We start from the raw sequence: 18,094 nt of genomic DNA, 5'->3' as shown, positions 1-18,094 counted from the left end.
AATCGTTCCTTTATATAGATATTTTTGCTTTAATAGCAGGGTGGTAATTATAATTTACAAACTCAAAATCGTCATACTTATAATCAAAAATAGAGTTTGGTCTTCTCAAAATCTTTAGGGTTGGTAGCTCTAGAGGTGTACGATTAAGTTGTTCGTTAACTTGATCTATATGATTATTATAGATATGACAATCTCCACCAGACCATATAAACTCACCAACATCTAAATCGCATTGTTGTGCTACCATATGTGTAAGTAGTGAATAGCTAGCAATGTTAAAAGGTACGCCTAAAAATGCATCTGCACTACGCTGGGTAAGCATACAGGATAGTTTATTATCAGCTACATAAAACTGAAACATAGCATGACATGGTGGGAGGGCAGAATTACCGATTTTTACGTTCTCTTGAGGAGAAAGTTTTTCACTAGGTACCACACATGGGTTCCAAGCTGACACTAATATTCTACGTGAATTAGGATTAGTTTTTAAAAGCTCTATAACTTCAGCAATTTGGTCAACTCCTTGACCATTAAAATCACGCCATTGCTTACCATATATTGGACCTAGCTCACCATTTTCAGTTGCCCATTCATTCCATATTCTTACTTTATTTTCGTTAAGGTATTTAACGTTTGTATCACCGCTTATAAACCATAACAGTTCATGAACAACACTTGGTAGATGAATCTTTTTAGTAGTTACAAGAGGAAACCCTTTTTGTAAATCAAAACGCATCTGAAATCCAAAAATACTTTTTGTACCAGTACCAGTTCTATCTCCCTTATCTGTACCATTTTCTTTGATATATCTAAGGAAATTTAAATATTCACGCATGTTTTTTACCTTTAGTTTTAACAAACACAGCGATTAAGATTGTTGCTCCTAATAAAACCATAGGCGCAGATAATATTTGCCCCATAGTTACCCAATTAAAGAAAATGTAACCATACTGCGGGTCTGGTTGTCTGAAAAATTCGCAAATAAATCTAGCAGATCCATATAAAAACATAAATAAACCTAGTACCAAATATCTAGGACGTTTTTTTATAGTTACAATCCAAAGGATACTAAAAAGAACCACACCTTCTAACAAAAATTCAAAAAGTTGAGAAGGGTATCTTGGTAGAGGGCCTCCAGTTGGGAAAATCATGCCTATAGGAGAATCGGTAACTCTCCCCCAAAGTTCACCATTGATAAAATTACCTATTCTACCAGCACCTAGACCTATCGGTATTACTGGTGCAACAAATTCACCAAGATCAAAAAAGTTAATATTATGCTTTTTTGCATATATACCAAAAACTACTAATACACCAATAAAACCACCATGGAACGACATACCACCATCCCATAAAGAAAACATATTTAGAGGATTATGTATATAAAATAAGAGATTATAGAAAACTATATAACCAATTCTCCCACCTAAAATTACACCAAGAGCTATATAGAAGGTTAAATCTCCAACTTGCTCAGGTTTAACTGGAGACCAAGACTTTCTTTTAGCTCTATACTTAAGTAGAAACCAACCAGCAAGAATGCCAATTAGATACATCAACCCATACCAATGAATTTTAATTGGTCCTAACTGTAGGGCAACAGGGTCTATATGGGGGTATTGTAACATCATTAACCCTTATATTATTTTTTGAGATTCAAAGTCCACAGCAGCAGAATAATTTATAAATCCATCAGCTGGTTCTTGCTTTACTTTTTTATTTTCAGCTTTTTCTTTAGCAGGCTTTGCGGCTTTTGTGATTTTTTTAGAAGAATCTGCTTTTGCTTTTGTATTTTTATTAAAGCCTTTTTCTTCTAAGTTTGTATCTACTTTTTCTTCACTGGTTGCTAGAGTAGTTTTTTTAACTTCTGTTTTCTTTGTATCTTTAGGTCCTTCAGTAGTTTCAATAAAAGTTTGCTCTTTAGAACTTGTTTCAGGTTCAATACTGATTTGAGTTTCTTTTTCATTTACATTTTTAGTAACATTAGCTAATTCTGCGTCAACAGAAACAGTGTCAAATTTTAGGTATTTTTGAGTTTCAACCTTTTCTTCGGTTTTTACTTTCTTAGCGCCATCACACTTTAAACTATTATAGTTATCTAAAATATCTTTAACCATAACAGAGACAAACTCATCTGGGTTCTTTGAGATAACTTTTTTAACAAGGTCTATTTTATTGTCAATAGATTGAGTTTCATACTTTAATTGTGTTATATTAACCACTTCTTCAGCGTCGTTAATGTTTATGTTGCTAGACCTGCTATTATTTTTGTTGGGTGGGCGTTTATCAGTATCATCATTTTTCTTAGTTTTATTACTACGATCATTACGCTCATTGTTGTAACTATTTTTTTTGTGATGTTGATTATCACGCTCATGGCGGTTTTTTTTATTATTACCGTTACTATTGTTATCTCTAGTTGTATTACTTAGAGGTTTGTTGAGCTCAATTTTCTCGACAGCTTTATCTTCTTTATTTTTATTAGGTTGGTTATTTCTTTGCTGATGATTTTTATCATCTTTTTTCTTATTCAGCTCAGTTTCAGAAGTTTTTGCACTATCTTTAGTACCAAAGATGACATTTGCTAATTTAGCAAATAAGCTTTTTTTCTTAATATTATTAGTATTAGAATTAGTATTAGATTCTTTGGGCTGATAGCTTTTATCTTCTTGTTTTTGTTCTTTTTTTTCAGAAACTTTGGTTTCAACAGCTTTAGTTAAATCAACAGCTGCGACTTTTTTCTTACCAGCTTTTGGTATTTCAAGGTTATATACATCTTCTATAAGCTCTGGGCTTGTACGATTTGATTTGTAGCTTGCACCCCAAATTCTTTGCATTTGGAACTTAGGAGATTCCATATTAAAGTTAGGAATAATCATGACTTTAACATTAGATATTCTTTCGATATCAACTATATTTTCTCTTTTTTCATTTAGTATATATGCAGCTATATCTACAGGAACTTGTACGCGAATTTCATTAGTATCATCCTTCATGGCTTCAGCTCTAATTTTACGTAATATTGTAAGAGCTGTAGCTTGAGTGGTCTTAATAAAACCATGACCTTCACAACGTGGACACTTTTGCATAACACTTTCATTTATAGACGAGCTTAGACGTTGTCTTGATATTTCAATAAGTCCAAGCTTAGAAATACGAGACATTTGAATACGAGCTCTATCTTGCTGTAAAGCTTCCATAAGCTTTTCTTCAACTTGTTTTCTATTTTGATAAAAAGACATGTCAATAAAATCGACAATTACAAGTCCACCAAGATCCCTGATTCTAAGTTGCCTAGCAACTTCCTCAGCAGCTTCTAAGTTTGTTTTAAAGGCTGTAGTTTCAACATCTTCAGCTTTATTAGATCTGGAAGAATTTACATCTATAGCCACTAAAGCTTCAGTTGTATCTATTACTATAGAACCACCTGAAGGTAGACGTATTTCTCTTTTGTAAGCATTTTCTATTTGCTGATCAATACCATGTTGAGTAAATAAAGGTAGCTCTTCATTGTATAATTTAACCTTGTTGGTGTCAAAGCTTTGTCTTAGTAAGCTAAGTTGCCTTTTGACATCATCAAAGCATTCTTTACTATCTATTATGATCTCTTTTACATCTTCTTTTAAATGATCTCTAACAGTTCTAACGATAATGTCGCTTTCTTTATGAAGTAGAGCAGGTTTTTTTATCTTATGGTAAGCTTGTGTGATAGATTGCCATAATTCAACTAGTGTATCAAAATCATATTTTAACTCCTCAAAAGAACACTCCACACATGCCGTTCTAGCAATTACACTCATGTTTTTAGGGATATTTAAATCTTTGAGATATTTTTTTAACCTTTCTCTTTCTTCACCTTCAACACGACGTGAAATACCACCACCTTCAGGGTTATTTGGTAAAAGCACCATATATGAGCCAGCTAGTGTAATAAAAGTAGTCAAAGCAGCTCCTTTATCACCACGTTCTTCTTTGTCTATTTGTACTATTAGTTCTTGACCCTCAGATAAAAGATGAGCAATATTTTCACCTGTAGGAGTATCTTTTAAATAGTATTCAGATACCTCTTTGAATGGTAAAAAACCATTTTTTTCTTCACCATAATTTACAAAAATAGCATTCAAACTTGGTTCTATTCTTGAAATATAACCTTTGTAGATATTAGCTTTTTTTTGTTCTCTATCAACGTTTTCAATGTCTAGATCAATTAGTTTACCGTTATCTAAAGTAGCAATTCTAATTTCTTCGCTATTTTTACTGTTAATTAGTATTTTCTTCATTTTTTTAAATTCCTTAAGTAATATTCATAGCTGACTTTTTAACGAACCAGCTTGTTTTTTTGTTGACCTCTATGGTCTTCTTAATTTAATCACTATTTTTATGAACTAAGCAGATTCCAAACTTGTGAAATTAATCAGATTTACCATCTCTGATTTAGAGCTTAGACGTGTTAGTGATTTTGTTAAAGTACTATGTACGCAATTATTTGATATAATAACAATATTAGCTATTAATTGAAAGAAATATCGGGGTTAAATGAGCTTTATCTATCTGGATTACGCTGCTACTACACCACTAAGTGAAACGGTTAAAAATAAACTCATAAACTATATAAATAATGATAATAATTATTTTTTTAACTCAGGGTCATCTACTTATGAAGAAGCTGAAAAAATAAAAGATCAAATTGAAACAGCAAGAGAAGATATCGCTAAAACTTTAGGGGTTTTAAGTAGAGAAATAATATTTACATCAGGAGCTACTGAATCTAATAATTTAGCTATAAAAGGTATCGCTGAAGCTTATAGTGATAAAGGGAAGCATATAATTACATCTAAAGTTGAACATAAAGCTGTTTTGGATGTTTGTAGGTACCTAGAAACAAAAGGGTATGATGTGACCTATCTAGATGTGAATAGTAAAGGTAAAGTGAGTATTTTAGATCTTCAAAAAGCTATTACTAAACGAACTATATTAGTGAGTTTAATGGCTGTAAATAATGAGCTAGGCACTATGAATGACTTAACTAAAATAGGTGAGATTACCAAACGTAATAAAGTGTTTTTTCACGTTGATGCAGCTCAAGGCTATGGTAAGGTAAACTTAGATATTAAAGCTATGAATATTGACTTGTTATCAGTATCTGGACATAAGATATATGCACCTAAAGGAATAGGTTTTCTATATGTCAGATCAAAGGCTCCTAGGGTTAAGTTAGTGAAACAAATTCATGGAGGCACACAGGAATTTGGAATGCGAGCTGGAACATTACCTAATTATCAGATTTTTGCGTTAGCTGAAGCTTGCAAAGATATATTCAGTAATAAAGATGAAAATTATAAACGTATTAATAAGTTACGCGATATATTTTTAGAGCAACTTAATAAAATCCAGAACATAAAGCTCAATACAGATTTACAACATAGTTATCCAGGTATTTTAAATGTAACCATTAAAGGTGTAAAAGCAGAAACTTTACTAGCTATGCTTGATGGGGTTTGTTTATCAACGGGATCAGCTTGTAACTCTCAAGCAATAGAACCATCTCATGTCTTAAGGACAATAGGTTTAAGTGCAGATGATGCTGATAATACAATTCGTGTCTCTTTTGGGTTACCAACAACTGAAAAAGAAGTTGCCAAAGCAGCAGAGCTCATTAAAGAAAAGGTGAATACTTTAAGAGTAGTGTCACCTTTTGAGTGATACAGATACTGATTTAAATACAAGGGTTAAGATAAGTGTACAATAGTCTAGTAAAAGAAATGTTATCAAAGATATCAGTAGATGATGCTGAGATTTTACCTACTCAAGTAAAATATAATGTTAGTGATAACTTTTTAACAGTAGAAATTTACGTAAGTAAAGAAAAAACTTCTTTTAAAGTTTTTGGTGATGCTTACATAACAGCTATGGCAAAATGGTTACAGCTAAAATTGCAGGCTAATGAAAGTGTAAAAGTATCACTAGAAGATTTAATAGATATATTTGGGTTACCTGAAATAAAATATAGAAATGCAGTTCAGCTTATAGAATTAATAGAGAAATTAAATGAAAGATAAGCTCTATGATTTTTATATTTTGCATCAGCGTAAATATAAGGAAAGTTCTTTACTAGTTTCCATATTTACAAGTGAATTTGGTAAAATTTCTGGGGTCATAAGAACTAATAAAAAACAGCAAAATTTGTATCAACCATTAGTTAAACTTTGTGGACAGATAAGCCTAGCTAGGCGAGACTCTGGATTAAATAAGATTTATAACATAGAGTTTATAGAGTCTTTTTATAAAAAATCATACATTAATCTTTTAGCTTTACAGTATATAAATGAACTTATTTTTTTACTTTTAAGCTACTCTGATGAGGATGATGCACTTTTTAAAAAATATGATTTTGTTATGAGTAATATGAGTGAGGATAATTATAAGTATTTATTGAGATTTTTTGAGTTGGAACTTTTAGAGAGTTTAGGACAAGGTGTTTATGTTGAGCATGATCTTGACGGTTACAATATAGAGCCAGCTAAAAATTACAATATTTTATTTGCTGGATTTAGAGAGGCTGTGGTAGCTGGTGTTAACTCGGTTAAAGGATTAAGTCTCATGAAGATAAGGGAACCACTCTATAAGTGGACAGAACAAGATTTAAAGGTTATAGCTAGAGTTACAAGATTAAAGTTAGACAATATTTTGGTAGGTAAGCAGCTTCAAAGTAGGAAACTTTTATTAGATTATTTAAGTTTAAAGAGACGAACTGTTATTTGTTAAAAATTTAGTTCTATAAGCTTTAATGAAAGATATGGTTGGTGGTATTAAAGAGACAACGACTATCAAAATTATAAATACGCCAAAGTATTTTCTTACAAAAGCATTATTGCTAAACCAGAAAGCTATATAGATGATGGAATACACCCAAATAAAAGCTCCTACTGCACCTAATACTACAAATTTGATGTAACTCATCCTACTCATACCAGCAGTAAAAGGTAGTAAAGTTCTAATTAGTGGTGTAAATCTAGCAATAATTATTGCTCTACCTCCATATTTATTAAAGAAATTTTGGGCTTTAATAAGGTGAGTTGTTTTAAGTATTCTAGCGTCATCCTTAAAAATCCTTTTACCAATAAATCTACCCAAAAAGTAGTTACAAGAGTCTCCGCAAATAGCAGCTAAAACTAAAATAGGGGCAACTAGATGAACATTTAGTGTAGTGACAGCACCTGTTAAGCCAATTGCAAAAAGTAGTGAATCGCCCGGTAAAAATGGTGTAACTACTAATCCTGTTTCACAAAATATGACTACAAAGAGTAGTAGATAAGTCCAGTCGCCTAATATATTAATATAAGTACTTATAAATTGGTCTAAGTGTAAGATAATATGCAATATTGCTGTTATAGTGTCCATCAATAAATTTTTCCAAATGATTTAGATTTATACATAAAATACTTGAAAATACAGGTTTCTATTTTTGTCTTTATTGATGATTTTAGTATTCTAAATTTTGATAATAGCTAGCTATTATCTGCAATCCATAGCACTAAACTCATACAAAAATACTTTGATATAAATCCCGCATTTTCAAGTATTTTATGTAAGATTATAAAAAAATAATTATCAAAGGTTAAGATCTTTTTGTTTTTATTTTATTAAGGATGTACTTGAATATCACTTGTCCTATGACTGCGACTATCACAAGAATAATTATTAAGCTTAAGTTTTCTTTTATAAACTTATTTTCACTGAAAAAATAAACAGTGTAAGTAATAGAAAAAGACCAGATAATAGCTGAAAGCGAGCCTAGAATAACAAACTTAGGATAATTCATCCTACTAATACCTGCTACGAAAGGTGTTAATGTTCTTACAAAGGCAATAAAGCGTGAAAATATAATCGCTTTAGTTCCATTTTTTTCTAAAAACAATTTAGTTTTCTCTAAGTATGCTGATTTAAGTATAGGTGCATGTGGGCGGAACATCTTTTCACCTATAAATTTGCCTGTAATATAGTTACAGGAGTCACCTATTATAGCAGCTATGCATATTGTAAAAACAGCTACATGTATATTAATACTAGTAGCAGCTGCCGTTAAGCCAATTGTGAAAAGTAAAGAGTCTCCTGGAAAAAATATTCCTAAAACGATTCCAGTCTCACAGAATATAATTATAAAAAGTAGAATGTAAAACCACACTCCTAGAGTATCAACAAAATAGTTTATGTAGGAGTTAAAATGTATTATAAAATCAAACATCGACTTGCTCCGGTTTAATTTTAATAGATAAGGCATGGATATATGCCATTAAATCACCAATTGCTATATATACTTGTTTATGTGAGGATAATTTAGCTATAGAGTTAAGTTTATTGGACTCTATTTCTATTAGTAAATGATACTTTTCTTTTGTGTAGCCTTTGTGCTTAATATGCTTATAAGTCTCATCTGTTAGTGTAATATTTGCTTTAGGATCAAGTTTAGATAATATACGTTGCTTTATTTGATCTACTAAAGTCGAAATGTCCATTTACAGAATCCTTGTTGGGGTAATTATTACATCAAGTTGTATATCATGTCTATCTATGATGATATCATTATTTTGTTGTTCATCAAAGGCTATACCTATACTTAATGGGTAATTAAAGTTTTTTTTAAAATCTAAAGAATAGTCATAGAACCCGCCACCCATACCCATACGGTATTTTTGTTTGTTGAATCCTACTAATGGGATTATTATTATATCAAGTTCCCAAGGTGCTATAACTTTAGTTATTGAGTATATAGGCTCATTAATCTTATATTTATTTTTGTAGTATGATTTGGTGTCTTTTGCAAACCATAGTCCATGCTTAATGAAAGGATGTATTATCGGTAGGTAAACTTCGAAATAGTTATTTACAGTTTTTGTATTAACCTCATTTTTTAAGGAGAGAAAACTAGCAATTTTAGGAGTTGTAAAATTTTGGTTTATGTAATTAATAACCTTATTAGCAATATCTTCAGACAATAGATCTTTATTTGGAAGGTCATTACGAATTTGTAATAGTTGTTTTCGTATTTGTGACTTATTCATAAATAAATTAGCTATCCAGGTTACCGTTTTGGTCCAATGTGCTTGATCCCTGTGGTATCAAGTGGGTGTCATAGTTCCACCGTTGGGCTTCTTTGCTAATATCTAAAAGATACCAAAGCTTGCTCTCTAGGCGAAACACCAAAACTCCCTTTAGTAAAACTATCGGCTCAAGATTGTAACCAAATTACGAATAACCCAGACAGCTAAACTTATGTATCTATTATAAGATAAGTTGATTTTAGTGTGCAAGAGGATAAATGGTAAATATATGAAAATATTTAGAATAGACCTCTTGCATAACCCACCTAGAGCTCAAAATTATAAATTCCAGCAATCAAATTAAACCTTAAACCAAATCTTTTTCTTCTGTTTCTATAACGATCGGCAATAATTTTAAATCGCTTAACCGTGCCGATCACATTCTCATTTAGAACACGTTGACTAGACAGTTCACGGTTTTTCTTTTTGTCTTCTTTGGTTAGTGTGTTCTTCTTTGTTCTTTTCTTCGGCAATTCTGAATGCTGATGCAGCTTATGTATCCCTTGATAGCCTGTATCGGTGAGGCTTTTTATCTCTGGGTGGATATGAACACCAGATTCTTTAAATAATCTAAAGTCATGCCTCTTGCCGTTGCAAAAATTGGTACAAATAATTTCCTTTTTCTTCCTATCCACGATAATTTGCGTCTTTAACGTATGTCGCTTCTTTTTGCCAGAATAAAAGGTTTTTTGTTTTTTTTAGGTCGTTCAATGGGTGTTTCTGTCGCATCTATCAGTACAACCTCATAGTTAACATCACTTTTTAATAATGCCTTACGTCCAGGCAATGAGAATCGCCCATCTTTAATCAGAGTATCTTCAACCCAGCGTATATTAAGATAACAAGTACTTTCACTTAGACCATAGCTGCGTGAAATATGAAAATATGTTCTATATTCGCGTAAATATTCCAGCGCCATAAGCAGCCTATCTTCTATAGACAATTTATTCGGCTTGCCTCCTTTTGCTTTTAGTTGGAATTGCGCTTCATTTAATATCTTTATGATGACAGTAAAAGTAGTGCGTTTAACACCTGTAAGTCTACGAAATCCTTCTGGCGACTCATCTTTAATCTGCTCAAATTTCATCAACACCATTCCAATAAAAATAAAAAGTTTAACCAATTCAGCAAGTTATGCAAGAGGTCTAATATTTGAAACAAAAAGCTTATCTTATATGGTAGTTTAGAGGATGTTAGGTTAAAACCTGCTTATTGGTTATGGATTTATTATATATAAGACCTAATACAGCTTTGCGGGAGTTTTCTCTTAAATTAATGACTGCTTGGACCGTTTAATAAAATGTATTTTTTATGATCCTATGTGTGAGAGTATTACCTAGATATCTGTTTTTATTATTAGTAAAACTATCATAAATTCACATGCTTTATCAAATACATCATATATAAGCCACCGTGCTTAAATTGTATAATTTTATCTATACAAGCTAAGAAACAACATACCAAAGGGACGCAATATGTATGATAGGCAAGTAGTAATTTCAATAGATGATACTGATGATTATAAGCTGTTACTTGAAAAATGGACTTATTCACATAAGCCAAACTGTCTTAATTTTGACGTTATACACTGGAAAGGCGGGAATGATTTTAGTAATGTTGATAGTTTAAAGAAAATAACAGCAAATTCTAGAATTTACATAGTTGGTCATTGTATGCCAGGAGCCAGCGTAATTTCTAAAACGCAAGATTTGACCGGCCTTTCGATTTCTTACAAAGACTTAGGTGATTTTTTGGTAAAGCATATCCCCTTTCATGTTGGAATGAGTAAGGTTAACCATCTTACGATATCATTAATCTGTTGTTATGCCGCTGTTAATAGTAAATATAAGCATGACTCATTGTTAGATGTGTTAAATATAAACGACAAAATACCTTCAACTGGGTCATTTGCTTTGAAATTCATAACACACCTTAAAAACAAGAATTTTTATGCTAAGGTTCTAGCCCGTTCTCACGCTTGCCTTGTATATAACCCTTACGACGTTGACACCCGTGATATTGTAAGGGATTTAGGATATAAATTTCCAGGCAATGCAGGCAGAAAAGCAACTAAACACGACAGCAAAGTATATAACAGCAAAGATATCAGATATAAATATGTCTATTATTGGGATAACGATATTCTAAAAACAAAAGGCATTTATGGTAATGACAAGAAAAGTCACTATCGTGGTGATCTTGAACCAGCATTTAACGCAGGATTAATTATAAAAGATGTTATTAAGGAATTGGAGCGTTTATCTAGCATTACCAAAACCAAAGCAAAACAAGATGTTCTTGCTCACGCTTCTAGACTTGTCACTGAAAGTGAAACGATACATGACGTATTATGGCAATTGCATCAATTAACTAATAACCCAGTAATTCTGGAAACTCGAAATTTTTGGACTTCAACTTCTGCGACAGAAAAAGCTTTACGCTTACTAATAAAGACCGTTAAAGAATGTATGTGATTTGAGGTATTTGCTTGACTGCTCCAATAATATTTATAAAAACTTCTTTAAAATAGCCGTTATAGGCTTATTTCAAAATGATATCTATAACATGGCTACTTTCCTCTATGAAGTCTATAATTTTGTTTTTTTCTGTAGTAGTTATAAAAACTTGTGAATTTAGTTTATTTAGATAGGCAAACAATGTTTGAGTGTGATTATTGTCTAGTTCAGAAGTTATATCATCTATTAAATAGATACATTTATTTTCATTTTCAAGGTTATGGATTTCTCCTTGAGCTAATTTTATAGCGCAAATAAGTAATTTTTGTTGTCCTCTTGAAAATATATCTTGTATAGGTTTGTTATTTATAGTCAAGACAATATCAGCCTTATGTGGACCATGGTTAGTGACTTTATATTTATTGTCATAATCAAAAGATTCTGTTAGAACCTCTATTAGACTTTTATCACTATTCCAACCGCGGTAATATTCTATACTTAATTGCAGATCTGGATTAAACTTGGCAAGTATTTCGTAGATTTTAGGTTTTAGTTTTGTAAAGTAACTTTGTCTTTTTAAGTCAAGAATATTGCCGAATTCATTAAGTTTTTTATCTATACCTACTATGTAAGTATGAGGGTAGTTTTGTTTTAGAGCAGAGTTTCTCTGTTTGACAAGAAATTTAGTTTGCTGCCATATTTTTAAAAAAGTTTTATCAAGGTAAAATGCTCCCCAATCAAGGATTTTGCACCGTTGTTGAGCTCCAGAATTGATCAGATTAAAAGCTTCAGGATTGACTAACTGTATGGGCAGATTTCTAGTAATTTCAGTATGGTTTTTTTGTATTTCCAGATTAAGCTTAGAAATACTATTGCCATTTTTCTTACGTGATAAAGCTATAGTTATTTCATCAGAGTTATAGGCTTTAGCAAATATGACAAATTCATCAGCATCATGGTTGACTATTTTGTTAAGCTGAGAGCTACGAAACGATCTACTATGAGATAAAAAATATATAGCCTCAAGTATAGAAGTCTTTCCAGAGCCATTTTTACCAATAATAAAGTTGATACTAGAGTTAAAATCAAAGCTTTTAGATTGTATATTTCTAAAATTTTGAAGTCGTAAATTAGATATATACATTTTTAGATAAACTCTAGGCTAGTATTATAAATTTGTTGTTTTAGTATATCAGGATTTAATTCATAAATATTGCTTACAAGCTCAAAAATTTTAGGTATGTTTTGGGGCGTATTAGTACTTTGCTGTTCTGTATAAAGTTGCATATCTGGAGAGTCAGTTTCTAAAACAATATTTTTGGGGTCTATATTTTTTAAGGTTTGTTTTAGCTTTGAATGTGGGTGCGAAATAATACCACCTATGCCAAGTTTAAAACCAAGATCAGTATATATTTTAGCTATACTGGTGTTAGCATTAAAGGCATGAATTATACCTCCATTGGTAAAGTTAGTATCTTTTATAACCTTGATAATTTCATTATGAGATCTAACGGAGTGAATAATGACTTTTTTATTAAGATTTTTTGCAACATTAATTTGGCTTTTAAAAAACTTAACCTGCTTATTAAAGTTTTGTAGACGCTTGTCTAAACCAATTTCACCTATAAGTTTAGTTTTAGTATTTTGAGTATATTCTTCTAATTTTAAAATGTCAGAATCTTGATGCAACTCTATAAAAATAGGGTGTAAACCAAAACATATATGAATATTATTAAATTGCTTATTTATAGTTAGTAGTTTGTCCCAACTGGAGCTTTGAGTTGCTGGATTTATAAATTTTTTAACACCAAGTTTACCACACTCAAAAATCAAGTTTTGGCGGTTTTTATCAAAAACAGTAAAATCCAAATGGCAATGTGTATCGATAAACATAGTAGTTTTATTAAAATCTTATCTGGATTAAGATATAATACATCAAGTTATTTAAACGTTGTAGTTAAGCTAATTAGGTTTGGTGGGGTTTGATTTAGGTGTTTTATTGCACTTCAGCAAGCTCAGGGTACCTAAGTTTAGTTGTAGAATAGAAATTTATTAAAGGTTTTATAATGAATAATAATAATGTTACAAAAGATTTTTTATTTGAATTGGGTACGCAAGAGCTACCACCAAAAGCTTTAAAAAGTTTAGCTCAATCATTGCTAATAAGTGTTGAGGATCAGCTAAAAGAAGCAGAGATTGAATTTGCTCAAACTAAATGGTTTGCATCACCGCGACGTTTAGCATTTATAATAAATGATTTAGCAGAATCACAAAAGGATCTAACAGTTGAAAAACAAGGACCTTTAGTAAGTATCGCATATAAAAACAATCAGCCAACACCAGTTGGTTTAGGGTTTGCAAAATCTTGTGGAGTTGAGTTTGATCAATTACAAAAAATAGATACTCCAAAAGGTGAAAAGCTTTTTTATAAAAGCATCCAAAAAGGACAAAAAACAGTAGTTTTACTTCAAGAAATTATAACAAAAGCTCTAAAGCAGTTACCAATTCCAAAAATGATGCGTTGGGGTGCTTCTGAGGTTGAGTTTGTAAGACCTGTACATTGGGTTTTAGCTTTGTACGGTGATAATATCGTAGATATAGAGATTTTAGGTCATAAAGCCGCTAATATTACATATGGTCATAGATTTCATAATCCAGCTGCTATCACAATAACATCAATAGCTAGTTATGTAGATGCTTTAGAGGATGCTATGGTTATAGTAGAGTGGGATCAGCGTAGACAAAAAATTATAGAACAAGCTCAAAATCTAGCAAAACAGCATGGCTATAAAGTTGTCCTTGATAGTGATCTTGTTGATGAAGTCTGTGCTATAGTAGAATATCCAAATGCTATGCTATGTGGTTTTAATAAAGACTTTTTAAGGGTGCCACAAGAAGCATTAATTTCATCGATGCAAGAACACCAAAAATGCTTTGCACTTTTAGATAATCAAAATAAATTAATTGCTAACTTTATTACAATTTCAAACATTAAAAGCACTAAACCAGAACTTGTAACAACTGGTAATCAAAAGGTTATGAATGCTAGGCTTGCAGATGCGGCTTTTTTCTATGATACAGACCTTAAGCGCCCTCTCGATAGTTTACTACCAAAGCTAGAAAATGTTACGTTTCACAATAAGCTTGGTAATATGTACCAAAAAGCGCAAAGGATAGCTAAAACTTCCAAAGAGCTAGCTAAGCTTAATGATATAGATATACAAGCGGCATATAGAGCTGGTTTGCTTGCTAAAGCAGATTTAATATCTGATATGGTTTTTGAGTTTACTGATTTGCAGGGTATTATTGGTAAATACTATGCTAAAGCGCATGGTGAACCTGATATTATAGCTAATGCTATAGAGCAACAATACTGGCCAAAGTATTCTGGGGCAGAGTTGCCAACAATTGCGGTGGCAAGCTGTGTAGCTTTAGCAGAGAAATTAGATACTTTAGTAGGTATTTTCGGTATTGGACAAAAACCAACTGGTAATAAAGATCCTTTTGCTCTACGCAGATCCGCAATAGGTATACTACGCATTTTGCGAGATACAAATTTAGATATATCTCTAGATAAAGTTATAGATATTGCTTTAACCAGTTATAAAGAAGTGAATAACTTGTATTTAAATTCTAATACTAAAGAAGAGGTAAAATCTTTTTGTTTAGATAGATTAAAAAATCTTTATAAAGAAGAAGGTGTGTCGGTAGATATATTTGAGTCAATTAGTAGTACTGGTTATCAATCTATAAAAGACTTTGATAGACGTGTCAAAGCTGTTATAGAGTTTGGAGGTTCTAAAAAATCACAAAGCTTGATTGCTTCAAATAAACGAGTTGCTAATATATTAAGCAAAAACTCACAAGATGCTACTTCAAGTTACGATGTTGAGTTAGCTAAAACTGTAGATAATGATTATGAGTTAAATCTAGCTAACCAGATAGATAAAGTGGCTAGTAAAATAAAAGAGTTAGTATCTAAAAGAGAGTACTCACAAGCATTAGAATTATTAGCAACTCTGGATGAAACAATTAGTAAGTTTTTTGATAATGTAATGGTGATGGATGAAAATTTACAAATCAGAGTTAATAGAGTAGCTTTATTAAGTAAGCTACGTTTACTATTTACTAGCGTGGCGGATATTTCTAGGTTGCAGTAAAAATTCCTCAATCATTGATTTTTGAATCTATATTCATTTTATAAATAATAAACAATATTAAAATAGTAACACCAATGAAGCCTAATTGTACAATAGGAGAGGCTAATATTAAATCTCTACCATGGTAATAGCTGACTACAAAACTACCTGATGCTGCTATCATATTTTTAATAAAGTTTGAGATTGAGTTAGCCGTACCAAAATTATGATCCACTTGGTTTATAGAAAAAGAGTAAAGTATAGTGCAAATAAAAGCTACTGTAGCGCATAGTATAAACATTACTATAGTATAAATAAAAGCGTTATCTATATGTAGGTAATTAAATATCGCTAGTGCTGTGCAACTAACCGCTAATACAGCAATACTATAATAAGTATATTTAATATCTTTGATTTTGTGAGAGTGTTTTTTTATCAAAAGGTTAGCAAGTATCGAAGCTATAGCACATATTCCATAATATATACAATATAAAATTGAACCAGTTGAATATTGTTCTAAGTATATAATTGCAGATGAAGATATATAAATTAATAAAGCTGCAAAAGTAGAGCCACCGGCTATAGTTGCTAACATAAAACCAGGATTTGTCAGATGTTGAAAATAGCTAGGAGCAATTTTTAAAATACTTATTTGCCTATTTTTTGGCTCAAGAGTTTCCTCTATAAGTAAAGCAGCTATTAATATAATTACCCCATAGAAAGTTAAAAAATAAAAAGTACTTTGCCAAGTGCCTGTAAGATTTGTAAATACAGTTCCAATGATAGGTGCTACAATTGGAGCTATCAGCATAATAATAACTATACTAGCTACCATATTTGTAAGTTTAGTGCCTTTATAGCAGTCTCTAGCTATGGAAAAAGCTATAACACCACCAACAGAGTCGGATAAGCCTTGTATAAACCTCAATGTTTCAAGCATTGTAAAACTGGTACTATGAGAACATAGTAGTGTGCTTAAAATATAAATAACACTACCAATAATTATAATTTTTTTACGGCCATATTTATCTGAGATAGCTCCCCAAAAAAGCATTCCAAATGAAAATCCGACAAAATAAGTAGCAAAAGTTGTTAATACTTGGCTATCTGGGACACCGAAATCTTGAGCTATTAATGAAATAGCAGGAGCATAAGTATTGACAGCTAATGGAGGTAAAGCAGCAAAAAGTGCTAAGATTATAGGGAAAATTTTAGATTCACGTGTTATATATTTCATAATTATAAAATTTTTATATATTTTTATTTAATGTGGTTAAGTATATACTCTTTTAAGTTTTTACCAACTATTTTGTAACGCCAACCATTAAGCAATTTATTATTAATATTTTGACTGTCTAATTTAAGGTTGTAAACTAACGAGCGAATGTCTTTTTTTGAAGCAATGATACTGCTGTCAAAATTAAAATCTGTAATCTGAGAGTTAAAAAAATCTATAATTTGTTCGATTAACTCGTTTGATAATTTACTCGTAGATTTTTTCTCAGTTATTAGATTCTGAATGCATTTATTTGAATTTATTGTGCTAATTATACCTTTTTTAATCCAGGGTTTAAACTTTTTTAATTCTATGTGCTCAAAATCATTTAGGGAGGCAGGAGATATATGAGCTATTAGATAGAGCAACTTATTATCAAATATATATCTTAATGGAATGTTTTTTTCTTGGGCAATCTTTTCACGCCATTGAGCTAATAAGATAATATTTCTTTGAGTTTGTTCGTTAAACTTTTGAATATTACCTATTCTATTATGAACATTTTCTACAGAATTAAATTCCATAGTGGTTATCTGAGATAAATCTTCTAAAAATAGCTTATGGTAACCTATATCAGAGAGTTTCTTTTCTAGGAGTTGGGCTAGAGTTATAAGGTGTTTAACATCGTTTATGGCGTAAATTATTTGATTGTCAGAGAGAGGCCTTTTTCGCCAATCAGAAAATTGAGATTCTTTTTCCATTTCTATATCTAAGATTTCTTTAAGAAGGTTTTTCAAAGAGATCTGAGGTTGCAACCCCAAAAAACCTGCTGCTAACTGAGTATCAAAAATATGGTTGATATTACACTCCAAAAAATTTCTAATAATAGGGACATCATTAGTGGCTGAATGAATAATTTTTTGTATATTCTTATTTTCAAAGATGGCTTTTAAAGCTGAAAAATCTAAATTTTCTAAGGTATCTATTAAAAAAATGTCATTTCCTGTAGCTATCTGGATTAAGCAAAGTTCAGGGTAATAAGTTCGCATCCAATAAAATTCAGTATCTACAGCTATTTGAGGATATTGGGATATCCTTGCAGTGGCCTTGTTAAGTTCATCTTGAGATTGAATCAGCATTAGTATTTAAACAATGTATTAAAAAACTTTAATATGCTAACAT

At 31.2% G+C, this 18,094-nt stretch carries 17 protein-coding genes and 1 other RNA gene; 5 read left to right on the top strand and 13 right to left on the bottom strand.

Translation table 11 applies throughout. The features are described 5' to 3' along the window. Window positions 1-10: 10 nt before the first annotated feature. The 3 genes from E3E15_RS04485 to E3E15_RS04475 are packed head-to-tail and all read right to left on the bottom strand — an operon-like array spanning window position 11 to window position 4,280. Window positions 11-835, bottom strand: a complete 825-nt coding sequence (locus E3E15_RS04485) for a thymidylate synthase (protein WP_172106742.1) — start codon at window positions 833-835, stop codon at window positions 11-13. Further along, window positions 828-1,628, bottom strand: a complete 801-nt coding sequence (gene lgt / locus E3E15_RS04480) for a prolipoprotein diacylglyceryl transferase (protein WP_172107236.1) — start codon at window positions 1,626-1,628, stop codon at window positions 828-830. The genes E3E15_RS04485 and lgt overlap by 8 nt, the downstream gene beginning before the upstream one ends. Window positions 1,629-1,637: 9 nt before the next feature. Further along, window positions 1,638-4,280, bottom strand: a complete 2,643-nt coding sequence (locus E3E15_RS04475; protein WP_172106741.1) for an Rne/Rng family ribonuclease — start codon at window positions 4,278-4,280, stop codon at window positions 1,638-1,640. Window positions 4,281-4,536: 256 nt separating this feature from the next. Here E3E15_RS04475 and E3E15_RS04470 point away from each other — a divergent pair, with 256 nt between their 5' ends. From E3E15_RS04470 to recO, 3 genes are read left to right on the top strand one after another with little or no spacing between them, the layout of a single operon-like run. Beyond that, entirely contained in the window at window positions 4,537-5,703 is a 1,167-nt protein-coding gene (locus tag E3E15_RS04470) for a cysteine desulfurase family protein (RefSeq protein WP_172106740.1), read from the top strand. 35 nt (window positions 5,704-5,738) lie between these two features. Continuing rightward, the gene (locus tag E3E15_RS04465; RefSeq protein ID WP_035719330.1) at window positions 5,739-6,059 is read left to right on the top strand and encodes a hypothetical protein; all 321 of its coding nucleotides are present in this window, start codon (window positions 5,739-5,741) and stop codon (window positions 6,057-6,059) included. Next, window positions 6,049-6,765 (top strand): DNA repair protein RecO, encoded by a 717-nt coding sequence (gene recO / locus E3E15_RS04460; protein ID WP_172106739.1) that lies wholly within the window; start codon window positions 6,049-6,051, stop codon window positions 6,763-6,765. Before E3E15_RS04465 ends, recO begins: the two co-directional genes overlap by 11 nt. Here recO and E3E15_RS04455 read toward each other — a convergent pair. From E3E15_RS04455 to E3E15_RS04430, 6 genes are all read right to left on the bottom strand, one after another. After that, window positions 6,739-7,401 carry a VTT domain-containing protein gene (locus E3E15_RS04455; RefSeq protein ID WP_172106738.1) on the bottom strand — a complete coding sequence of 221 codons (663 nt, stop codon included), beginning with the start codon at window positions 7,399-7,401 and terminating at the stop codon, window positions 6,739-6,741. The two genes, recO and E3E15_RS04455, sit on opposite strands and share 27 nt — an antisense overlap. A gap of 217 nt (window positions 7,402-7,618) precedes the next feature. Further along, a complete protein-coding gene (locus E3E15_RS04450) occupies window positions 7,619-8,245 on the bottom strand; it encodes a VTT domain-containing protein (protein ID WP_035719323.1) in 627 nt (208 codons plus the stop codon). Further along, window positions 8,238-8,516, bottom strand: a complete 279-nt coding sequence (locus E3E15_RS04445) for a BolA family protein (protein WP_172106737.1) — start codon at window positions 8,514-8,516, stop codon at window positions 8,238-8,240. Before E3E15_RS04445 ends, E3E15_RS04450 begins: the two co-directional genes overlap by 8 nt. Continuing rightward, window positions 8,517-9,062: a 5-formyltetrahydrofolate cyclo-ligase gene (locus tag E3E15_RS04440; protein WP_035719318.1), complete on the bottom strand. Its 546-nt coding sequence runs from the start codon at window positions 9,060-9,062 to the stop codon at window positions 8,517-8,519. It abuts the gene before it with no gap. 8 nt (window positions 9,063-9,070) lie between these two features. After that, a non-coding RNA gene (ssrS, locus tag E3E15_RS04435) (6S RNA) lies at window positions 9,071-9,267 on the bottom strand. A gap of 100 nt (window positions 9,268-9,367) precedes the next feature. Beyond that, window positions 9,368-10,188, bottom strand: a protein-coding gene (locus tag E3E15_RS04430) for an IS5 family transposase (protein WP_245313647.1) whose coding sequence is annotated in 2 segments (ribosomal slippage) — window positions 9,368-9,801 and window positions 9,801-10,188 — 822 coding nt in all. Because the reading frame shifts where the segments join, the coding sequence is not laid out codon by codon here. A gap of 388 nt (window positions 10,189-10,576) precedes the next feature. Between E3E15_RS04430 and E3E15_RS04425 the strand changes: the two genes are divergently transcribed. Further along, window positions 10,577-11,575, top strand: a complete 999-nt coding sequence (locus E3E15_RS04425; RefSeq protein WP_172106736.1) for a hypothetical protein — start codon at window positions 10,577-10,579, stop codon at window positions 11,573-11,575. 67 nt (window positions 11,576-11,642) lie between these two features. Here E3E15_RS04425 and recF read toward each other — a convergent pair whose 3' ends face one another. Both recF and E3E15_RS04415 read right to left on the bottom strand, forming a co-directional pair. Then, window positions 11,643-12,701, bottom strand: a complete 1,059-nt coding sequence (gene recF, locus E3E15_RS04420; RefSeq protein WP_172106735.1) for a DNA replication/repair protein RecF — start codon at window positions 12,699-12,701, stop codon at window positions 11,643-11,645. A 2-nt stretch (window positions 12,702-12,703) separates the two neighbouring features. Then, window positions 12,704-13,450 (bottom strand): TatD family hydrolase, encoded by a 747-nt coding sequence (locus E3E15_RS04415; RefSeq protein ID WP_172106734.1) that lies wholly within the window; start codon window positions 13,448-13,450, stop codon window positions 12,704-12,706. 173 nt (window positions 13,451-13,623) lie between these two features. Here E3E15_RS04415 and glyS point away from each other — a divergent pair, with 173 nt between their 5' ends. Next, window positions 13,624-15,717 carry a glycine--tRNA ligase subunit beta gene (gene glyS / locus E3E15_RS04410; RefSeq protein ID WP_172106733.1) on the top strand — a complete coding sequence of 698 codons (2,094 nt, stop codon included), beginning with the start codon at window positions 13,624-13,626 and terminating at the stop codon, window positions 15,715-15,717. A gap of 7 nt (window positions 15,718-15,724) precedes the next feature. Here glyS and E3E15_RS04405 read toward each other — a convergent pair whose 3' ends face one another. Together E3E15_RS04405 and E3E15_RS04400 are read right to left on the bottom strand one after the other, a co-directional pair. Beyond that, window positions 15,725-16,933: a multidrug effflux MFS transporter gene (locus tag E3E15_RS04405; RefSeq protein ID WP_172106732.1), complete on the bottom strand. Its 1,209-nt coding sequence runs from the start codon at window positions 16,931-16,933 to the stop codon at window positions 15,725-15,727. A gap of 23 nt (window positions 16,934-16,956) precedes the next feature. Beyond that, window positions 16,957-18,051 carry a ribonuclease D gene (locus E3E15_RS04400; protein WP_172106731.1) on the bottom strand — a complete coding sequence of 365 codons (1,095 nt, stop codon included), beginning with the start codon at window positions 18,049-18,051 and terminating at the stop codon, window positions 16,957-16,959. Window positions 18,052-18,094 lie beyond the last annotated feature (43 nt).

It is taken from the genome of Allofrancisella frigidaquae (assembly GCF_012222825.1).
GTDB classification, from domain to species: Bacteria; Pseudomonadota; Gammaproteobacteria; order Francisellales; family Francisellaceae; genus Francisella; species Francisella frigidaquae.
This window is presented reverse-complemented; position numbering and strand designations above follow the sequence as displayed.